This is a genomic window from Streptomyces lienomycini (genome assembly GCF_027947595.1).
Classification (GTDB): Bacteria; Actinomycetota; Actinomycetes; order Streptomycetales; family Streptomycetaceae; genus Streptomyces; species Streptomyces lienomycini.
In genome coordinates, this window is the sequence record NZ_CP116257.1 from 585,744 (window position 1) to 597,770 (window position 12,027).

The following is a 12,027-nucleotide window of genomic DNA, read 5'->3' on the forward strand; positions in this document are numbered from 1 at the left end:
AGAAACGGAAGAGTGGATTGAGATGCTCCGCTACACACTGATGCGCCTCGGGATCTTCGTAGGCTGCCTCGTGGTCGTCTGGGGGCTCGTGTACGCCGGAGTGTTCCCGCGCGGCCTCGGCGACTCCAACGGCATGTGGATCCTCCTGCTCTCCCTGCTGCTCTCCGCCCCCATCAGCTACGTCGCCCTGCGCAAGGAGCGCGACCGGGCGTCGGTGCAGGTCGTGGGCAGGGTGGACCGCATGAAGGCCAACCTGGAGGCCAACCGCGGCCAGGAGGACGGCGCCGACGACGCCGCACGGGCACGCGGGGCGCAGGGCCAGACCTCGTAACGTCCGTCACCTACCCGCACGCCCCGGTTTCCGAATTCAACGGAAACCGGGGCGCTTTGCGTTGTACGGGCAGTAGTGCACTCCCACCTCTCAAAGTATGTCTTTGAGTGTCTCAAAGCACGGGTGTTAAAGTCGTGTCCATGAAGCAAGCAGCCGCGCCCACCACACCGCAGCGCCTCGCGCTCGTGGCGCGCCTGCACGTGGACCTCTGTCGGTGCGCGTCCGCGAACTGTCGCCCCTGACGTTCCCCCTCATCCGGTCGTTCCCACGTCAGCTCAGCGCGTCCCTTCCCGCGTCCCGTCCCCCCTACGGAGCATGTCCGTGTCCTCAGCGTCTTCCGTGTCCTCGGTCACGAAGTACCTCAAGGTGCCCTTCTGGGCCCAGATACTCGCCGGTCTCGTCCTCGGTGTCCTGCTGGGCTGGCTGGCCCGCAGCCAGGACATATCGTGGCTGGTCACCACCCTGGAGAAGGTCGGTGACACCTTCATCGGCCTGCTGAAGCTGGCCGTCGCACCGCTGGTCTTCTTCGCCATCCTCGTCTCGATCACCAACCTGCGGAAGGTCAACAACGCGGCCCGCCTGGCGTCCCGCACCCTCCTCTGGTTCATGATCACGTCGCTGATCGCGGTGGCCATCGGCCTCGTCATCGGCCTCGTCACCAACCCCGGCGCCGGCACCGGCCTCACCGCGGCCGACGGCGCCAAGCCCGAACACACCGGTTCCTGGATCGACTTCCTGACCGGCATCGTGCCGACCGACGTCATCACGCCGTTCACCGAGCTGAACGTCCTGCAGATCGTCTTCATGGCCGCCGTCGCCGGTATCGCCGCCCTCCAGCTCGGCGAGAAGGCCCAGCCGATCCTGAACCTGAGCGAGTCGGTCCTCGAACTCCTCCAGAAGGCCCTGTGGTGGGTCATCCGCCTCGCCCCGCTCGGCACCGTCGGCCTCATCGGCAAGGCCATCGCCACCTACGGCTGGGACCTCATCGGCAAGTACGCCACCTTCACCGCCGACATCTACGTCGGCTGCGCGATCGTCATGTTCGTGGTGTACCCGACGCTGCTCGCCACCGTCGCCAAGGCCAGCCCGCTGCAGTTCTTCAAGGGTGCCTGGCCCGCGATCCAGCTGGCCTTCGTCTCCCGCTCCTCCGTCGGCACCATGCCGCTCACCCAGAAGGTCACCGAGCGCCTCGGCGTCCCGAAGGAGTACGCGTCCTTCGCCGTGCCGTTCGGCGCGACGACCAAGATGGACGGCTGCGCCGCGATCTACCCGGCGATCGCCGCGATCTTCGTCGCGCAGATCTTCGACATCCAGCTCGGCGTCGGCGACTACCTCCTGATCGCCTTCGTCTCGGTGGTCGGCTCCGCCGCCACCGCCGGCCTCACCGGCGCCACGGTCATGCTCACCCTGACCCTGTCCACCCTGGGCCTGCCCATGGAGGGCGTCGGCCTCCTCCTCGCCATCGACCCGATCCTGGACATGATGAGGACGGCCACGAACGTCGCGGGCCAGGCTCTCGTACCGGTGATCGTCTCGGCCCGTGAGGGACTGCTCGACCGCAAGGCGTACGACGAGGCGCACGCCTCGCCGATCGACGAGCCGGAGCGGGAGAAGCAGGAGTCGGAGCCGGTTCCGGTCGCCGCCTGACCTGCGCGATCGGGGCGTCGGCGTCGCGCCGACGCCCCGATCGACACCGCACGGACCGTACGCTGATGCGCATGGGTGCAGGGAAGACCAAGCGGATGCCGCGTGCGGTCCGTGAGCAGCAGATGCTGGACGCCGCCGTGAGCGTCTTCGGCCGGCGCGGGTACATGGCGGCGTCGATGGACGAGATCGCCGAACTGGCGGGCGTGTCCAAGCCGCTGGTGTACCTGTACCTGAACTCGAAGGACGACCTCTTCAGCGCCTGCGTCCGCCGCGAGGCCCGCGCCCTCACCGAGGCGGTGCGGGCCGGCGTGCTTCCGGGGCTGTCCGCGGACGGGCAACTCTGGTCGGGGCTGCGCGCGTTCTTCAGCCACACCGCGCACCATCCGGACGCCTGGCGGGTGCTGCACGTGCACGCCCGTACGCACGGCGAGCGGTTCGCCGCCGAGGTGGCGGTGATGCGCGAGGACATCGTCGCGTTCGTGACGCAGCTGATCGCCGCCGCGGCACGGGACGCGCACCAGGACCCGCACCTGCCCGAGGGCGAGGTCGCGGGGCTCGCCGAGGCGCTGGTCGGCGCCGCCGAGTCGCTCGCGGACTGGGCGGGCGCCACCGAGGGCGTCACCGCGAAGCAGGCGGCGGCGACCCTGATGAACTTCGCCTGGGCCGGACTGGGCGACCTGATGGCGGGGCGGCCGTGGTCCCCGCCGGAGGAACCCGAACCCGGGCCGGAGTCGGAACCCGAATCCGGGCCGGAGTCGGAACCCGAATCCGGGCCGGAGTCGGCGCCACAGGCCGTGGTTCAGGCCGCCGGGTAGGGGCGGACCTCGCCGGACAGGTGCAGCCGCCGCTGTTCGCCGCCGCGCAGCTCGAACCGGCCGCCCGCGCCGCCCCCTTCGCCGCCCGCCTCGGCCCCGTACGTCACCGTCCCCGGCAGCGGTACCGGCGCCCGGAACTCCGCCCGCACCACGGCCGCGTCCGGTGTCCCGTGCTCGGCGAGGCACCGGGCGACGGTCCACATGCCGTGCGCGATGGCCCGCGGGAAGCCGAACAGGCGGGCGGTGAGCGGGTGCAGGTGGATCGGGTTGCGGTCCCCGGAGGCCGCGCCGTAGCGCCGCCCGATGTCACCGGCCAGCCGCCACTCGGCGCGGGCGGGCAGGGGCTCCCGGCCCGCGGAGGGGGCCTCCTCGGCGGGCGGCCGGGCGGTCGTGCGGTGCCGGGCGAGGTACGTGCTGCGGGACTCCCACACGAGGTCCGTCCCGGCGCGCAGCTCCGTGACCACCGACGCCTCGGTGCCGCGCCGGTGCGGGGCGAGTCCCTCGACGTACGTGGTGAGTTCGTACACGGCGCTCGCGGGCACGGCGGCCCGCCGGGTGATGGCGAGGGACGTGTGGACGAGCCCGAGCAGCGGCAGCGGGAAGCCCCGGCCGCTCATCAGGCGCATGGCCATCGGGAAGCCCAGCACGTGCGGATACGTCGGCGGAAGCGCGTCCGCGCCGGTCGGGAAGCCGCACACCCGCTCGTACGCCGCCAGCCGCGCGAGGTCGACGCGCAGGCCGGGCAGGACGAGCCGGGTGCGGGGGAAGTCCGCGTCCGGGCGGGGGCGCCTGAGCGGCGACAGCAGTGCGCCGCGGACGAGGAGCGGCGCGAGGGCGGGGACGCCGGGCAGGGTGCTGGTCGTCGGGGCCGTGGTCATCACGCCCCCAGCAGGCTCTGGCCGCAGACCCGTACGACCTGGCCGTTGACGGCGCCGGAGGCCGGGTGCGCGAGCCAGGCGGTGGTCCGGGCGACGTCGACGGGCAGGCCGCCCTGGCCGAGGGAGTTCATGCGGCGGCCGGCCTCACGGATGAACAGCGGGACCGCCGCCGTCATCTTCGTCTCGATGAAGCCCGGCGCCACCGCGTTCACCGTCACCCCGTGCGCGTCGCGCGCGCGGGGCGCGAGGGCACGGACCAGGCCGACGATGCCCGCCTTGCTCGCACCGTAGTTGGTCTGTCCCGCGTTGCCCGCCAGCCCCGCGATGGAGGCGGTCGCCACGATCCGGCCGCCCCGGTTGACCGCGCCCGCCGCGAGCAGCGCGTCGGTGGTGCGCAGGACGCTCGCGAGGTTGACGTCGAGCACGGAACTCCAGCGTTCGGCGGGCATGTTGACCAGGCGCCGGTCGCGGGTGACGCCCGCGTTGTGGATGAGGACGTCGAGTCCGCCGGGCAGCGCGGCGGCGATGCGCTCACCCGCGTCCGGGGCCGTGATGTCGAGCGCGAGGGCGGTGCCCCCGAGGCGTTCGGCGGCCCGGCGTGCCTCGTCCTCGGCCTGCGGTACGTCCAGGACGACGACCTGGGCGCCCTGCCCGGCCAGTGTCTCGGCGACCGCCGCGCCGATGCCCCGTGCGGCGCCGGTGACCAGGGCGGTGCGCCCGGCCAGGGGCAGCGCCCAGTCGTCGGGTTCCGTGCCGCCGCCCGCGGCCCCGACCTCGATCACCTGGCCGCTGACGTAGGCGGAGGCGGGGGAGAGGAGGAAGCGCAGGGTGGACTCGGCGGCGCAGGGGTCGGTGAGGCGTACGAGGTTGACGGTCCTGCCGCGTCCGATCTCCTTGCCCAGCGAGCGGGTGAAGCCCTCCAACGCCTGCTGGACGGCGGCCTGGTGGTGGTCGGCCGGGTCGAGGGGGGCGCCGAGCACGACCACGCGGCCGCTCGCCGCGACGGACCGTACGACGGGGTGCAGGGCGGCGTGCACCCCGGCGAGCGCGTCGACGTCCCGTACGCCGGTGGCGTCGAGGACGACGGCGGCGGGGCGGCCGTCCTCGTCCCGGGTGAGGCCCGTGCGGGCCAGGACGGGGGCGAGGCCGAGGTCCGTCTTGCCGGCGGTGAGGTGGAGCAGGCCCCCGTCGAGGGTGTCGCGCCGGAGTTCCGCGGGCTGCGGCAGGCCCAGCCGGCGGGTGAGGAAACGGCCGGGCGCGGTGCCGGTGAAGCTGAGATAGCGGTCGGCCATGTCTGTCTCCCAGGCGGCTGATGGGGGTCCCCCCGCGCGAGCGTGTTCGAGCGTGGGGGAGTGTCCAGAGGCCGGCGGTCGTGCCCGCGACGCCCACAACTGCTTACTCTGGAGTAAGGTTACCGGAGGTAATCCTATGTCACGGGTGAGGAGCAGGTCGAGATGAGCCCTCTGGCACCGCGGCCCACGCGCCGCGTAGCGGTCCTCGGCGGCACGCGCGTCCCCTTCGCCCGTTCCGACGGGCCGTACGCCACCGCCTCCAACCAGGAGATGCTCACCGCGGCCCTCGACGGCCTGGTCGAGCGGTACGGACTCCAGGAGCCCGGCGCGGTCGGCGAGTTCGTGGCCGGGGCGGTGCTCAAGCACAGCCGTGACTTCAACCTCGCCCGCGAGACGGTCCTCGGCTCGGCCCTCGACCCGCGCACCCCCGCCTACGACGTCCAGCAGGCCTGCGGCACCGGACTCCAGGCCGTGATCGCCGCCGCCAACAAGATCGCCCTCGGCCAGACCGAGTCGGCGGTCGCGGGCGGCGCGGACACGGCGAGCGACGCCCCGCTCGGCGTCAACGACCGCCTGCGCCGCATCCTCCTGGAGGCCCGCCGGGCCAAGAGCCTCGGCGGACGGGCGAAGGCCCTGGCCGGAATCCGCCCGGGGCACCTCGTCCCCGACATCCCCCGCAACGCCGAACCGCGCACCGGCCTCTCGATGGGCGAGCACGCCGCGGTGACCGCACGCGCCTGGGGCATCCCCCGCGAAGAACAGGACGCGTTGGCCGCCACGAGCCATCAGCGGCTGGCGGCGGCGTACGAACGCGGCCTCTTCCGGGACCTGGTGGTCCCCTTCAGGGGCCTGGACCGCGACCAGAACCTGCGCCCCGGCTCGACGGTCGGGAAACTCGCCGCGCTGAAGCCGGTGTTCGGCCTCGACGCACCCGGCCCCACCATGACGGCGGGCAACTCCACGCCCCTGACGGACGGCGCCGCGACGGTCCTGCTGGCGAGCGAGGAGTGGGCCCGGGCGCGAGGCGTCGAACCCCTCGCGTACCTCACGGCGTACGAGACGGCGGCCGTGGACTTCGCCGGCGGGGACGTGGCCGGCGGCGAGGACGGGCTGCTGATGGCCCCGGCGTACGCGGTGCCGCGGATGCTGGAGCGGGCCGGGCTGGGGATCGGGGACTTCGACCTCGTCGAGATCCACGAGGCGTTCGCCTCCCAGGTCCTGGCCACGCTGGCCGCCTGGGAGAAGCGCGGCCTGGCCCCGGTGGACCGGTCCCGCCTGAACGTGGCAGGCTCCTCCCTCGCCACCGGCCATCCCTTCGCCGCCACCGGCGCCCGCATCGTGGCGACCCTGGCCACGCTGCTCGCCGAGCGGGAGGGACCGGGGCGCGGGCTGATCTCCGTCTGCGCGGCGGGCGGGCAGGGCGTCACGGCGATACTGGAACGAACGTGACGTACCTTCAGGTAACTCCCAGGACTGCACACTTCCGGCGCGGGACCGACCCCGAACACGCACCAACCCCCCACGTGGGCGCCGTACGATCCCGGAACTGACCGTCGGCAGCCCCTGTCCGCGGAACCGGCGATGAACGCCTCGGCGCGCGAGGCACGTACGTCATGCAGCAGAGCAGCGACAGCAGACGCAGGGTCTTTGCCGCACGTCCCAGGAGCCGCCCGTGTCCACCCCCCTTCCCTCCTTCGCCGCGTCCGCCGCCTACGCCGACTCGCCCGGCCCCACCCTGGTGGCGCCCGAGACGCGGATGCTGGACGGGACCGTACGGGAGGCGTACGTACCGCCGTTCGCGCCCCCGGTGCGCCGCGGCTCGCTCGCCGACCTGCCGTTCGACAACGCGGCGGCGGTCCCGGGCCAGGTCGTCCTCAGCCGCAGGTCGCCGGACGGAGACTGGTCCGACGTGACGGCGGCCGAGTTCGCCGGGCAGGTGCGGGCGGTGGCCAAGGGCATGATCGCCGAGGGTCTGCTGCCGGGCGACCGCATCGCGATCATGGCGCGGACGACGTACGAGTGGACGCTGCTGGACTTCGCCGCGTGGGCGGCGGGACTGGTCACCGTCCCGGTCTACCCCACCTCATCGCTCTTCCAGACCCGCTGGATCCTCCAGGACTCCGGCGCCGTCACCCTGGTCACCGAGACCACCGCGCAGGCCGCCGCCCTCGGCCCCGAACTGGACCGCATACCCGACCTCGCCCACCTGTGGGTCATGGAGAAGGGACACGTGGAGCGGCTGGCCGAGCTGGGCGCGCGGGTGCCCGACGCGGAGGTGGAGGTGCGCCGCGGCATGCTCGGCCCGAGCACCCTGGCCACCCTGATCTACACCTCCGGCACCACCGGCCGCCCCAAGGGCTGCGTGCTCACCCACGGCAACTTCTTCGCCGAGGTCGACAACGCGATCGAGCTGCTCTACCCGGTCTTCAAGGCGGAGACCGGCGAGGAGCCCTCGATCCTGCTCTTCCTCCCCATGTCGCACGTCTTCGGCCGCATGGTCGCCGTGGCCTGCGTCCGCGCCAGGGTCCGCCTCGGCCACGCGCCGAGCCTGAAGCCCCAGGACCTGCTCCCGGACCTGGCCGCCTTCCGCCCGACCTGCCTGCTGACCATCCCGTACATGCTGGAGAAGGTCTTCAACACCGCCCGCGCCAAGGCCGAGTCCGGCGGCCGGGCCCCGGCCTTCGACCGCGCCGTCTCGGTGGCGGTGCGCTACGGCGAGGCCAAGGAGGCCCGCCAGACCGGCACCGGCGGCGGCCCCGGCCGGGGCCTGAAGACGGCCCGCTCCTTCTACGACCCGCTGGTCTACCGGAAGATCCGGGCCGCCATGGGCGGCCGGGTCAAGTACGCCATCTGCGGCGGCTCCCCGCTCGGCCGCCGCCTGGCCGCCTTCTACGCCGGAGCGGGCATCGAGATCTTCGAGGGCTACGGCCTCACCGAGACCACGGCCGCGGCCACCGTCACGCCCCCGCTCAAGCCGCGCCTGGGCACGGTCGGCTGGCCGCTGCCCGGCACCCGCATCCGGATCGCCGCCGACGGCGAGGTCCTCGTCGCCGGCGACCAGGTCCTGCACGGCTACTGGGACCCGCAGGCCGGCGGCGTCGTCCAGGCCGCCCCCGAGGGCTGGTTCGCCACCGGGGACATCGGCAGCCTGGACGACGAGGGCTACCTGACGATCACCGGCCGCAAGAAGGAGCTGCTGATCACCGCGGGCGGCAAGAGCGTCGCCCCGGCCCCGCTGGAGAACTGGCTGCGCTCCCACCCCCTGATCTCCCAGTGCATCGTCCTGGGCGACCGCCGCCCCTACGTCTGTGCCCTCTTCACCCTCGACGCCGACGGCCTCACCCACTGGCGCCGCATGAACGGCAAGCACCCGGTGCCCCCCGAGCTGCTGACCGACGACGAGGAGGTCCACGCGGTGCTCCAACGCGCCGTCGACGAGGCCAACAAGCTGGTCTCCCGCCCGGAGTCCATCCGCCGCTTCGCCGTCCTGCCCAGGGACTTCACCGAGTGGGAGGGCCATCTGACCCCCTCGATGAAACTGCGGCGCGAGGTGATCATGCGGGACTTCGCGGGGGCGGTGGAGGGCCTGTACGAGACGTAGGGCGTACGGGGAGACGCGGGGGCGGCTCAGCGGCGGGCGATGAGGAACGCCTGCGGGACCCGGGCGACGGTGGTCCCCTCGGTGATCCGCACCGTCCGGGACAGCACCGTGAACCCGGCGTGCTCCAGCAGCTCCGCCATCGGCTCCGGGCGCCGCCGTTCGAAGTCCAGGGCGACCGGGTGGCCCCACGGGCGGTCGTGGTGGTTGGGCTCGTCACCGACCTGGAACCCGAGCAGCAGGTGCCCGCCCGGGGCCAGTACGCGCCGCACCTCGCCGAAGAGGTCCGGCAGCCGCTCCCACGGCGTGTGGATCGACGAGTACCAGGAGACCGCCCCCGCGAGCGCGCCGTCGGGCAGGTCCAGCTCCAGCATGGACCCCTGCTCGAAGCGCAGCCCCGGGTTCTCGCGACGCGCGATCGCGAGCATGGACGCGGAGAGGTCGAGGCCGAAGACCCGCAGGCCCAGCGAGGCCAGGTGCGCGGTGACCCGGCCGGGCCCGCAGCCGAGGTCGGCCACCTGCCCCTCGGGCCCCACCAGCTCGGCGAAGGCGCCCATCAGCGCCCGGTCCAGCGGGGCGTCGTCGAGCACGGTGCGGAAGCGGGCGTGGTAGTCCTCGGCGACGGCGTCGTAGAAGGTCCGGGTGGTGGCCACGAAGGCGGGATCGGTGCGGGTGTCGTCGGTGCGGGGCGCGTCAGTCATGGCGGGACCCTAGCGGCGGCCACCGACAGTCGGCCGAAAAGGGCAGGAGCCCCGTCGCCGACACCGGCGCGGGGCTCCTTGGGTACTGCTGTCAATCAGACAGGAGTGACATTCTCCGCCTGCGGGCCCTTGGGGCCCTGCGTGACGTCGAAGGACACCTGCTGGTTCTCCTCGAGGGAGCGGAAACCGCTCGCGTTGATCGCGGAGTAGTGGACGAAGACGTCGGGGCCGCCGCCTTCCTGGGCGATGAATCCAAAGCCCTTTTCGGCGTTGAACCACTTCACGGTTCCGGTAGCCATAAGCCCTCCTTGGGCCCAAAGGGTTGCCCTGCTCCAGAACCAGCAAGTGTGAAGACTGGAATTCTGCACAACTGCATATGTCTGAGAACGACGAGAGCCCGCGGTCACATGCTCCGCAGGCTCTGTACTGCAAGGGAAACCAAACTGCAACTTGCTGTGAGCCTAGCACGCAGGCCCCCGAGCGCAACAGAGGTCAAGATCACTTCACCCGGACGTTTGAACACCTGCGCCGTTCGGCTGACGCCGGGGGTCGGCGAGGGGCGGATGCGGGGGGAGGGCTAGCCTCGCGAGGTGGACAATTCTCGCACCCGGCCGCGCGTCGGCCACATCCAGTTCCTGAACTGCCTGCCCCTCTACTGGGGGCTCGCGAGAACAGGCACGCTCCTCGACTTCGAGCTGACGAAGGACACCCCGGAGAAGCTCAGCGAGCAGCTGGTGCGCGGCGATCTCGACATCGGTCCCGTCACCCTGGTCGAATTCCTCAAGAACGCCGACGACCTGGTCGCCTTCCCCGACATCGCCGTCGGCTGCGACGGCCCCGTGATGTCCTGCGTGATCGTCTCGCAGGTTCCGCTGGAGCGGCTCGACGGCGCCCGGGTCGCGCTGGGCTCGACCTCGCGCACCTCCGTACGCCTCGCCCAGCTGCTCCTGGCGGAGCGCTTCGGGGTCCAGCCGGACTACTACACCTGCCCGCCGGACCTGAGCCTGATGATGCAGGAGGCCGACGCGGCCGTCCTGATCGGCGACGCGGCCCTGCGCGCCAACATGATCGACGGCCCGCGCTACGGCCTTCAGGTGCACGACCTGGGCGCGCTGTGGAAGGAGTGGACGGGCCTGCCGTTCGTCTTCGCGGTGTGGGCGGCGCGGCGGGACTACGTGGAGCGCGAGCCGGTCATCGCCCGCAAGGTGCACGAGGCCTTCCTCGCCTCCCGCGACGTCTCCCTGGAGGAGGTGGAGAAGGTCGCGGAGCAGGCGGCCCGCTGGGAGGCCTTCGACGAGGAGACCCTCGCGAAGTACTTCACCACCCTCGACTTCCGCTTCGGCGGCCCGCAGCTGGAGGCGGTCACCGAGTTCGCCCGCAGGGTGGGCCCCACCACGGGCTTCCCCGCGGACGTGAAGGTCGAACTGCTCCAGCCCTGATCCGCACGGCGGCGGCCCACTACCCTGCCGGCAGGTGCCGGCGTACGGGGGGAGGGACGCCCGAGCGGGCGCCGAGCGGTTCGGTGAGCGGGGTGCCGAGAGGGGTGCCGGGCGGGGCGCCGGCTCCTCGCCCGGCAGGCTCGCCCTCTGCGTCGCGCACGTTCACACCGGTCGGCGACGACCTCGACTAGGCCTCGCGGAGCGAGCGGGCGGGCGCCCCGAGGCACGGCTGTCGAAGGTCGGGCAGCCGGGCGGGCGCCGTGCGGCGGACCGGGGGGACAGGGCCGCCGCCATACTGGAGCCGTCGGCTTCCCCCTGCGGACCGCCGACGCCGAGAGTGCGGCGGTGTTCGGGCAGCTCGTCGAATCGTGTCCGGACGCCCCCGGGCCAAGGAGATCTGGAGGGGAACCGATGTCGGAGATCCGCTGCTTCTTCACCAATCCGGTGGCCGAGAAGGTCCGCGAGGAAGGCCGCGAGGAGGACTTGATCCGGGAAGGGCAGGGCTGATCCCGGCGGCCGGGTGGACCTCCTGATGGACATCGACCTCCTTGTCGTCCTCGTCGCCGCGTTCTGGGGCGCGGCGGTGGGGACCCTGCTGCCCCGCGCGGCCTACCGGTTCTCCGCCCCGTCGGGAGAGGCGTGGCGGGAGAGGTGTCCGGGCGGCGGGCACCCCGTCCGGGGCTGGCTCGGCCGCGCGCGATGCGCACCCTGCGGGGCGGGCGAGGGGAACGAGGCCGGTGCGGTCTTCTACGGACCCCGGGCCGCCGCGCTCGCCACCCTCACCGCGCTGGTCTGCGCCGCCCTCGCCGCCGCCACCGGGACCCGGCCCGAGCTGGCCGTCTGGCTGCTGCTCGCGCCGGTCGGAGTGCTGCTGGCCGTCGTCGACCTGAGGGTGCGGCGGCTGCCCGACCCGCTCACCCTCCCGCTCGCCGGCGCCGCGCTCGCCCTGCTCGGCCTCACCGCGCTGGTGCCCGAGCACGCCGGGGAGTGGACCACCGCCCTGCTGGGCGCCCTCGCCCTCGGCGCCGGCTACCTCGCGCTGTACCTCATCAACCCGGCCGGCATGGGCTTCGGCGACGTGAAGCTGGCCCTGACCGCCGGTGCCGTCCTCGGCTGGTACGGCTGGCCCACCCTGATGCTGGGCACCTTCGCCGGTTTCCTGCTGGGGGCGCTCTACGGCGGAGCCCTCCTCGTCGCCCGGCGCGCGGACCGCAGGACGGCCATCCCGTTCGGGCCGTTCCTGATCGCGGGCGCCCTTCTCGGCGTCCTGGCCGGGGCGTACGCGGCCTGAGCACGAGCGGGCAAAACGCCTGGCGTACGCTGGGC

12 protein-coding genes are annotated in these 12,027 nt (G+C 72.8%); 8 read left to right on the forward strand and 4 right to left on the reverse strand.

Going from position 1 to position 12,027, the window contains the following annotated elements:
* Positions 1–22 precede the first annotated feature (22 nt).
* From BJ961_RS02835 to BJ961_RS02845, 4 genes are all read left to right on the forward strand, one after another.
* A complete protein-coding gene (locus BJ961_RS02835; protein ID WP_271319737.1) occupies positions 23–331 on the forward strand; it encodes a DUF4229 domain-containing protein in 309 nt (102 codons plus the stop codon).
* Between the two features lie 140 nt (positions 332–471).
* Positions 472–573 carry a putative leader peptide gene (locus BJ961_RS35955; RefSeq protein WP_309546884.1) on the forward strand — a complete coding sequence of 34 codons (102 nt, stop codon included), beginning with the start codon at positions 472–474 and terminating at the stop codon, positions 571–573.
* A gap of 73 nt (positions 574–646) precedes the next feature.
* Positions 647–1,978 carry a dicarboxylate/amino acid:cation symporter gene (locus BJ961_RS02840; RefSeq protein ID WP_271319738.1) on the forward strand — a complete coding sequence of 444 codons (1,332 nt, stop codon included), beginning with the start codon at positions 647–649 and terminating at the stop codon, positions 1,976–1,978.
* Between the two features lie 71 nt (positions 1,979–2,049).
* On the forward strand, positions 2,050–2,793 hold the full coding sequence (locus BJ961_RS02845) for a TetR/AcrR family transcriptional regulator (protein ID WP_271319739.1): 744 nt from the start codon (positions 2,050–2,052) through the stop codon (positions 2,791–2,793).
* Here BJ961_RS02845 and BJ961_RS02850 read toward each other — a convergent pair.
* Positions 2,778–3,671 carry a MaoC/PaaZ C-terminal domain-containing protein gene (locus BJ961_RS02850; RefSeq protein WP_271319740.1) on the reverse strand — a complete coding sequence of 298 codons (894 nt, stop codon included), beginning with the start codon at positions 3,669–3,671 and terminating at the stop codon, positions 2,778–2,780. The two genes, BJ961_RS02845 and BJ961_RS02850, sit on opposite strands and share 16 nt — an antisense overlap.
* On the reverse strand, positions 3,671–4,963 hold the full coding sequence (locus BJ961_RS02855) for a 3-oxoacyl-ACP reductase (RefSeq protein WP_271319741.1): 1,293 nt from the start codon (positions 4,961–4,963) through the stop codon (positions 3,671–3,673). Before BJ961_RS02855 ends, BJ961_RS02850 begins: the two co-directional genes overlap by 1 nt.
* A 162-nt stretch (positions 4,964–5,125) precedes the next feature.
* Between BJ961_RS02855 and BJ961_RS02860 the strand changes: the two genes are divergently transcribed.
* Both BJ961_RS02860 and BJ961_RS02865 read left to right on the forward strand, forming a co-directional pair.
* Positions 5,126–6,412 carry an acetyl-CoA C-acetyltransferase gene (locus tag BJ961_RS02860; protein WP_271319742.1) on the forward strand — a complete coding sequence of 429 codons (1,287 nt, stop codon included), beginning with the start codon at positions 5,126–5,128 and terminating at the stop codon, positions 6,410–6,412.
* 223 nt (positions 6,413–6,635) lie between these two features.
* Complete coding sequence (locus tag BJ961_RS02865; protein ID WP_271319743.1) at positions 6,636–8,564, forward strand: AMP-dependent synthetase/ligase; 1,929 nt, start codon at positions 6,636–6,638, stop codon at positions 8,562–8,564.
* 26 nt (positions 8,565–8,590) lie between these two features.
* On the opposite strand, the gene BJ961_RS02870 is transcribed toward BJ961_RS02865, so the two are convergent.
* Positions 8,591–9,262: a class I SAM-dependent methyltransferase gene (locus BJ961_RS02870; RefSeq protein WP_271319744.1), complete on the reverse strand. Its 672-nt coding sequence runs from the start codon at positions 9,260–9,262 to the stop codon at positions 8,591–8,593.
* A 95-nt stretch (positions 9,263–9,357) separates the two neighbouring features.
* The gene (locus tag BJ961_RS02875) at positions 9,358–9,561 is read right to left on the reverse strand and encodes a cold-shock protein (protein ID WP_003992177.1); all 204 of its coding nucleotides are present in this window, start codon (positions 9,559–9,561) and stop codon (positions 9,358–9,360) included.
* Positions 9,562–9,852: 291 nt separating this feature from the next.
* Here BJ961_RS02875 and BJ961_RS02880 point away from each other — a divergent pair, with 291 nt between their 5' ends.
* Positions 9,853–10,701, forward strand: a complete 849-nt coding sequence (locus BJ961_RS02880) for a menaquinone biosynthetic enzyme MqnA/MqnD family protein (RefSeq protein ID WP_271319745.1) — start codon at positions 9,853–9,855, stop codon at positions 10,699–10,701.
* Positions 10,702–11,233: 532 nt separating this feature from the next.
* On the forward strand, positions 11,234–11,992 hold the full coding sequence (locus BJ961_RS02885; RefSeq protein ID WP_271319746.1) for a prepilin peptidase: 759 nt from the start codon (positions 11,234–11,236) through the stop codon (positions 11,990–11,992).
* Positions 11,993–12,027: the final 35 nt, after the last annotated feature.

Excerpts from the sequence above, each read along its gene's own strand:
- BJ961_RS02885 (WP_271319746.1), top strand. The coding sequence starts at position 11,234 with ATGGACATCGACCTCCTTGTCGTCCTCGTCGCCGCGTTCTGGGGCGCG.
- BJ961_RS02835 (WP_271319737.1), top strand. The coding sequence starts at position 23 with ATGCTCCGCTACACACTGATGCGCCTCGGGATCTTCGTAGGCTGCCTC.
- BJ961_RS02845 (WP_271319739.1), top strand. The coding sequence starts at position 2,050 with ATGGGTGCAGGGAAGACCAAGCGGATGCCGCGTGCGGTCCGTGAGCAG.
- BJ961_RS02875 (WP_003992177.1), bottom strand. The coding sequence starts at position 9,561 with ATGGCTACCGGAACCGTGAAGTGGTTCAACGCCGAAAAGGGCTTTGGA.
- BJ961_RS02860 (WP_271319742.1), top strand. The coding sequence starts at position 5,126 with ATGAGCCCTCTGGCACCGCGGCCCACGCGCCGCGTAGCGGTCCTCGGC.
- BJ961_RS02870 (WP_271319744.1), bottom strand. The coding sequence starts at position 9,262 with ATGACTGACGCGCCCCGCACCGACGACACCCGCACCGATCCCGCCTTC.
- BJ961_RS02855 (WP_271319741.1), bottom strand. The coding sequence starts at position 4,963 with ATGGCCGACCGCTATCTCAGCTTCACCGGCACCGCGCCCGGCCGTTTC.
- BJ961_RS35955 (WP_309546884.1), top strand. The coding sequence starts at position 472 with ATGAAGCAAGCAGCCGCGCCCACCACACCGCAGCGCCTCGCGCTCGTG.
- BJ961_RS02850 (WP_271319740.1), bottom strand. The coding sequence starts at position 3,671 with ATGACCACGGCCCCGACGACCAGCACCCTGCCCGGCGTCCCCGCCCTC.
- BJ961_RS02840 (WP_271319738.1), top strand. The coding sequence starts at position 647 with ATGTCCGTGTCCTCAGCGTCTTCCGTGTCCTCGGTCACGAAGTACCTC.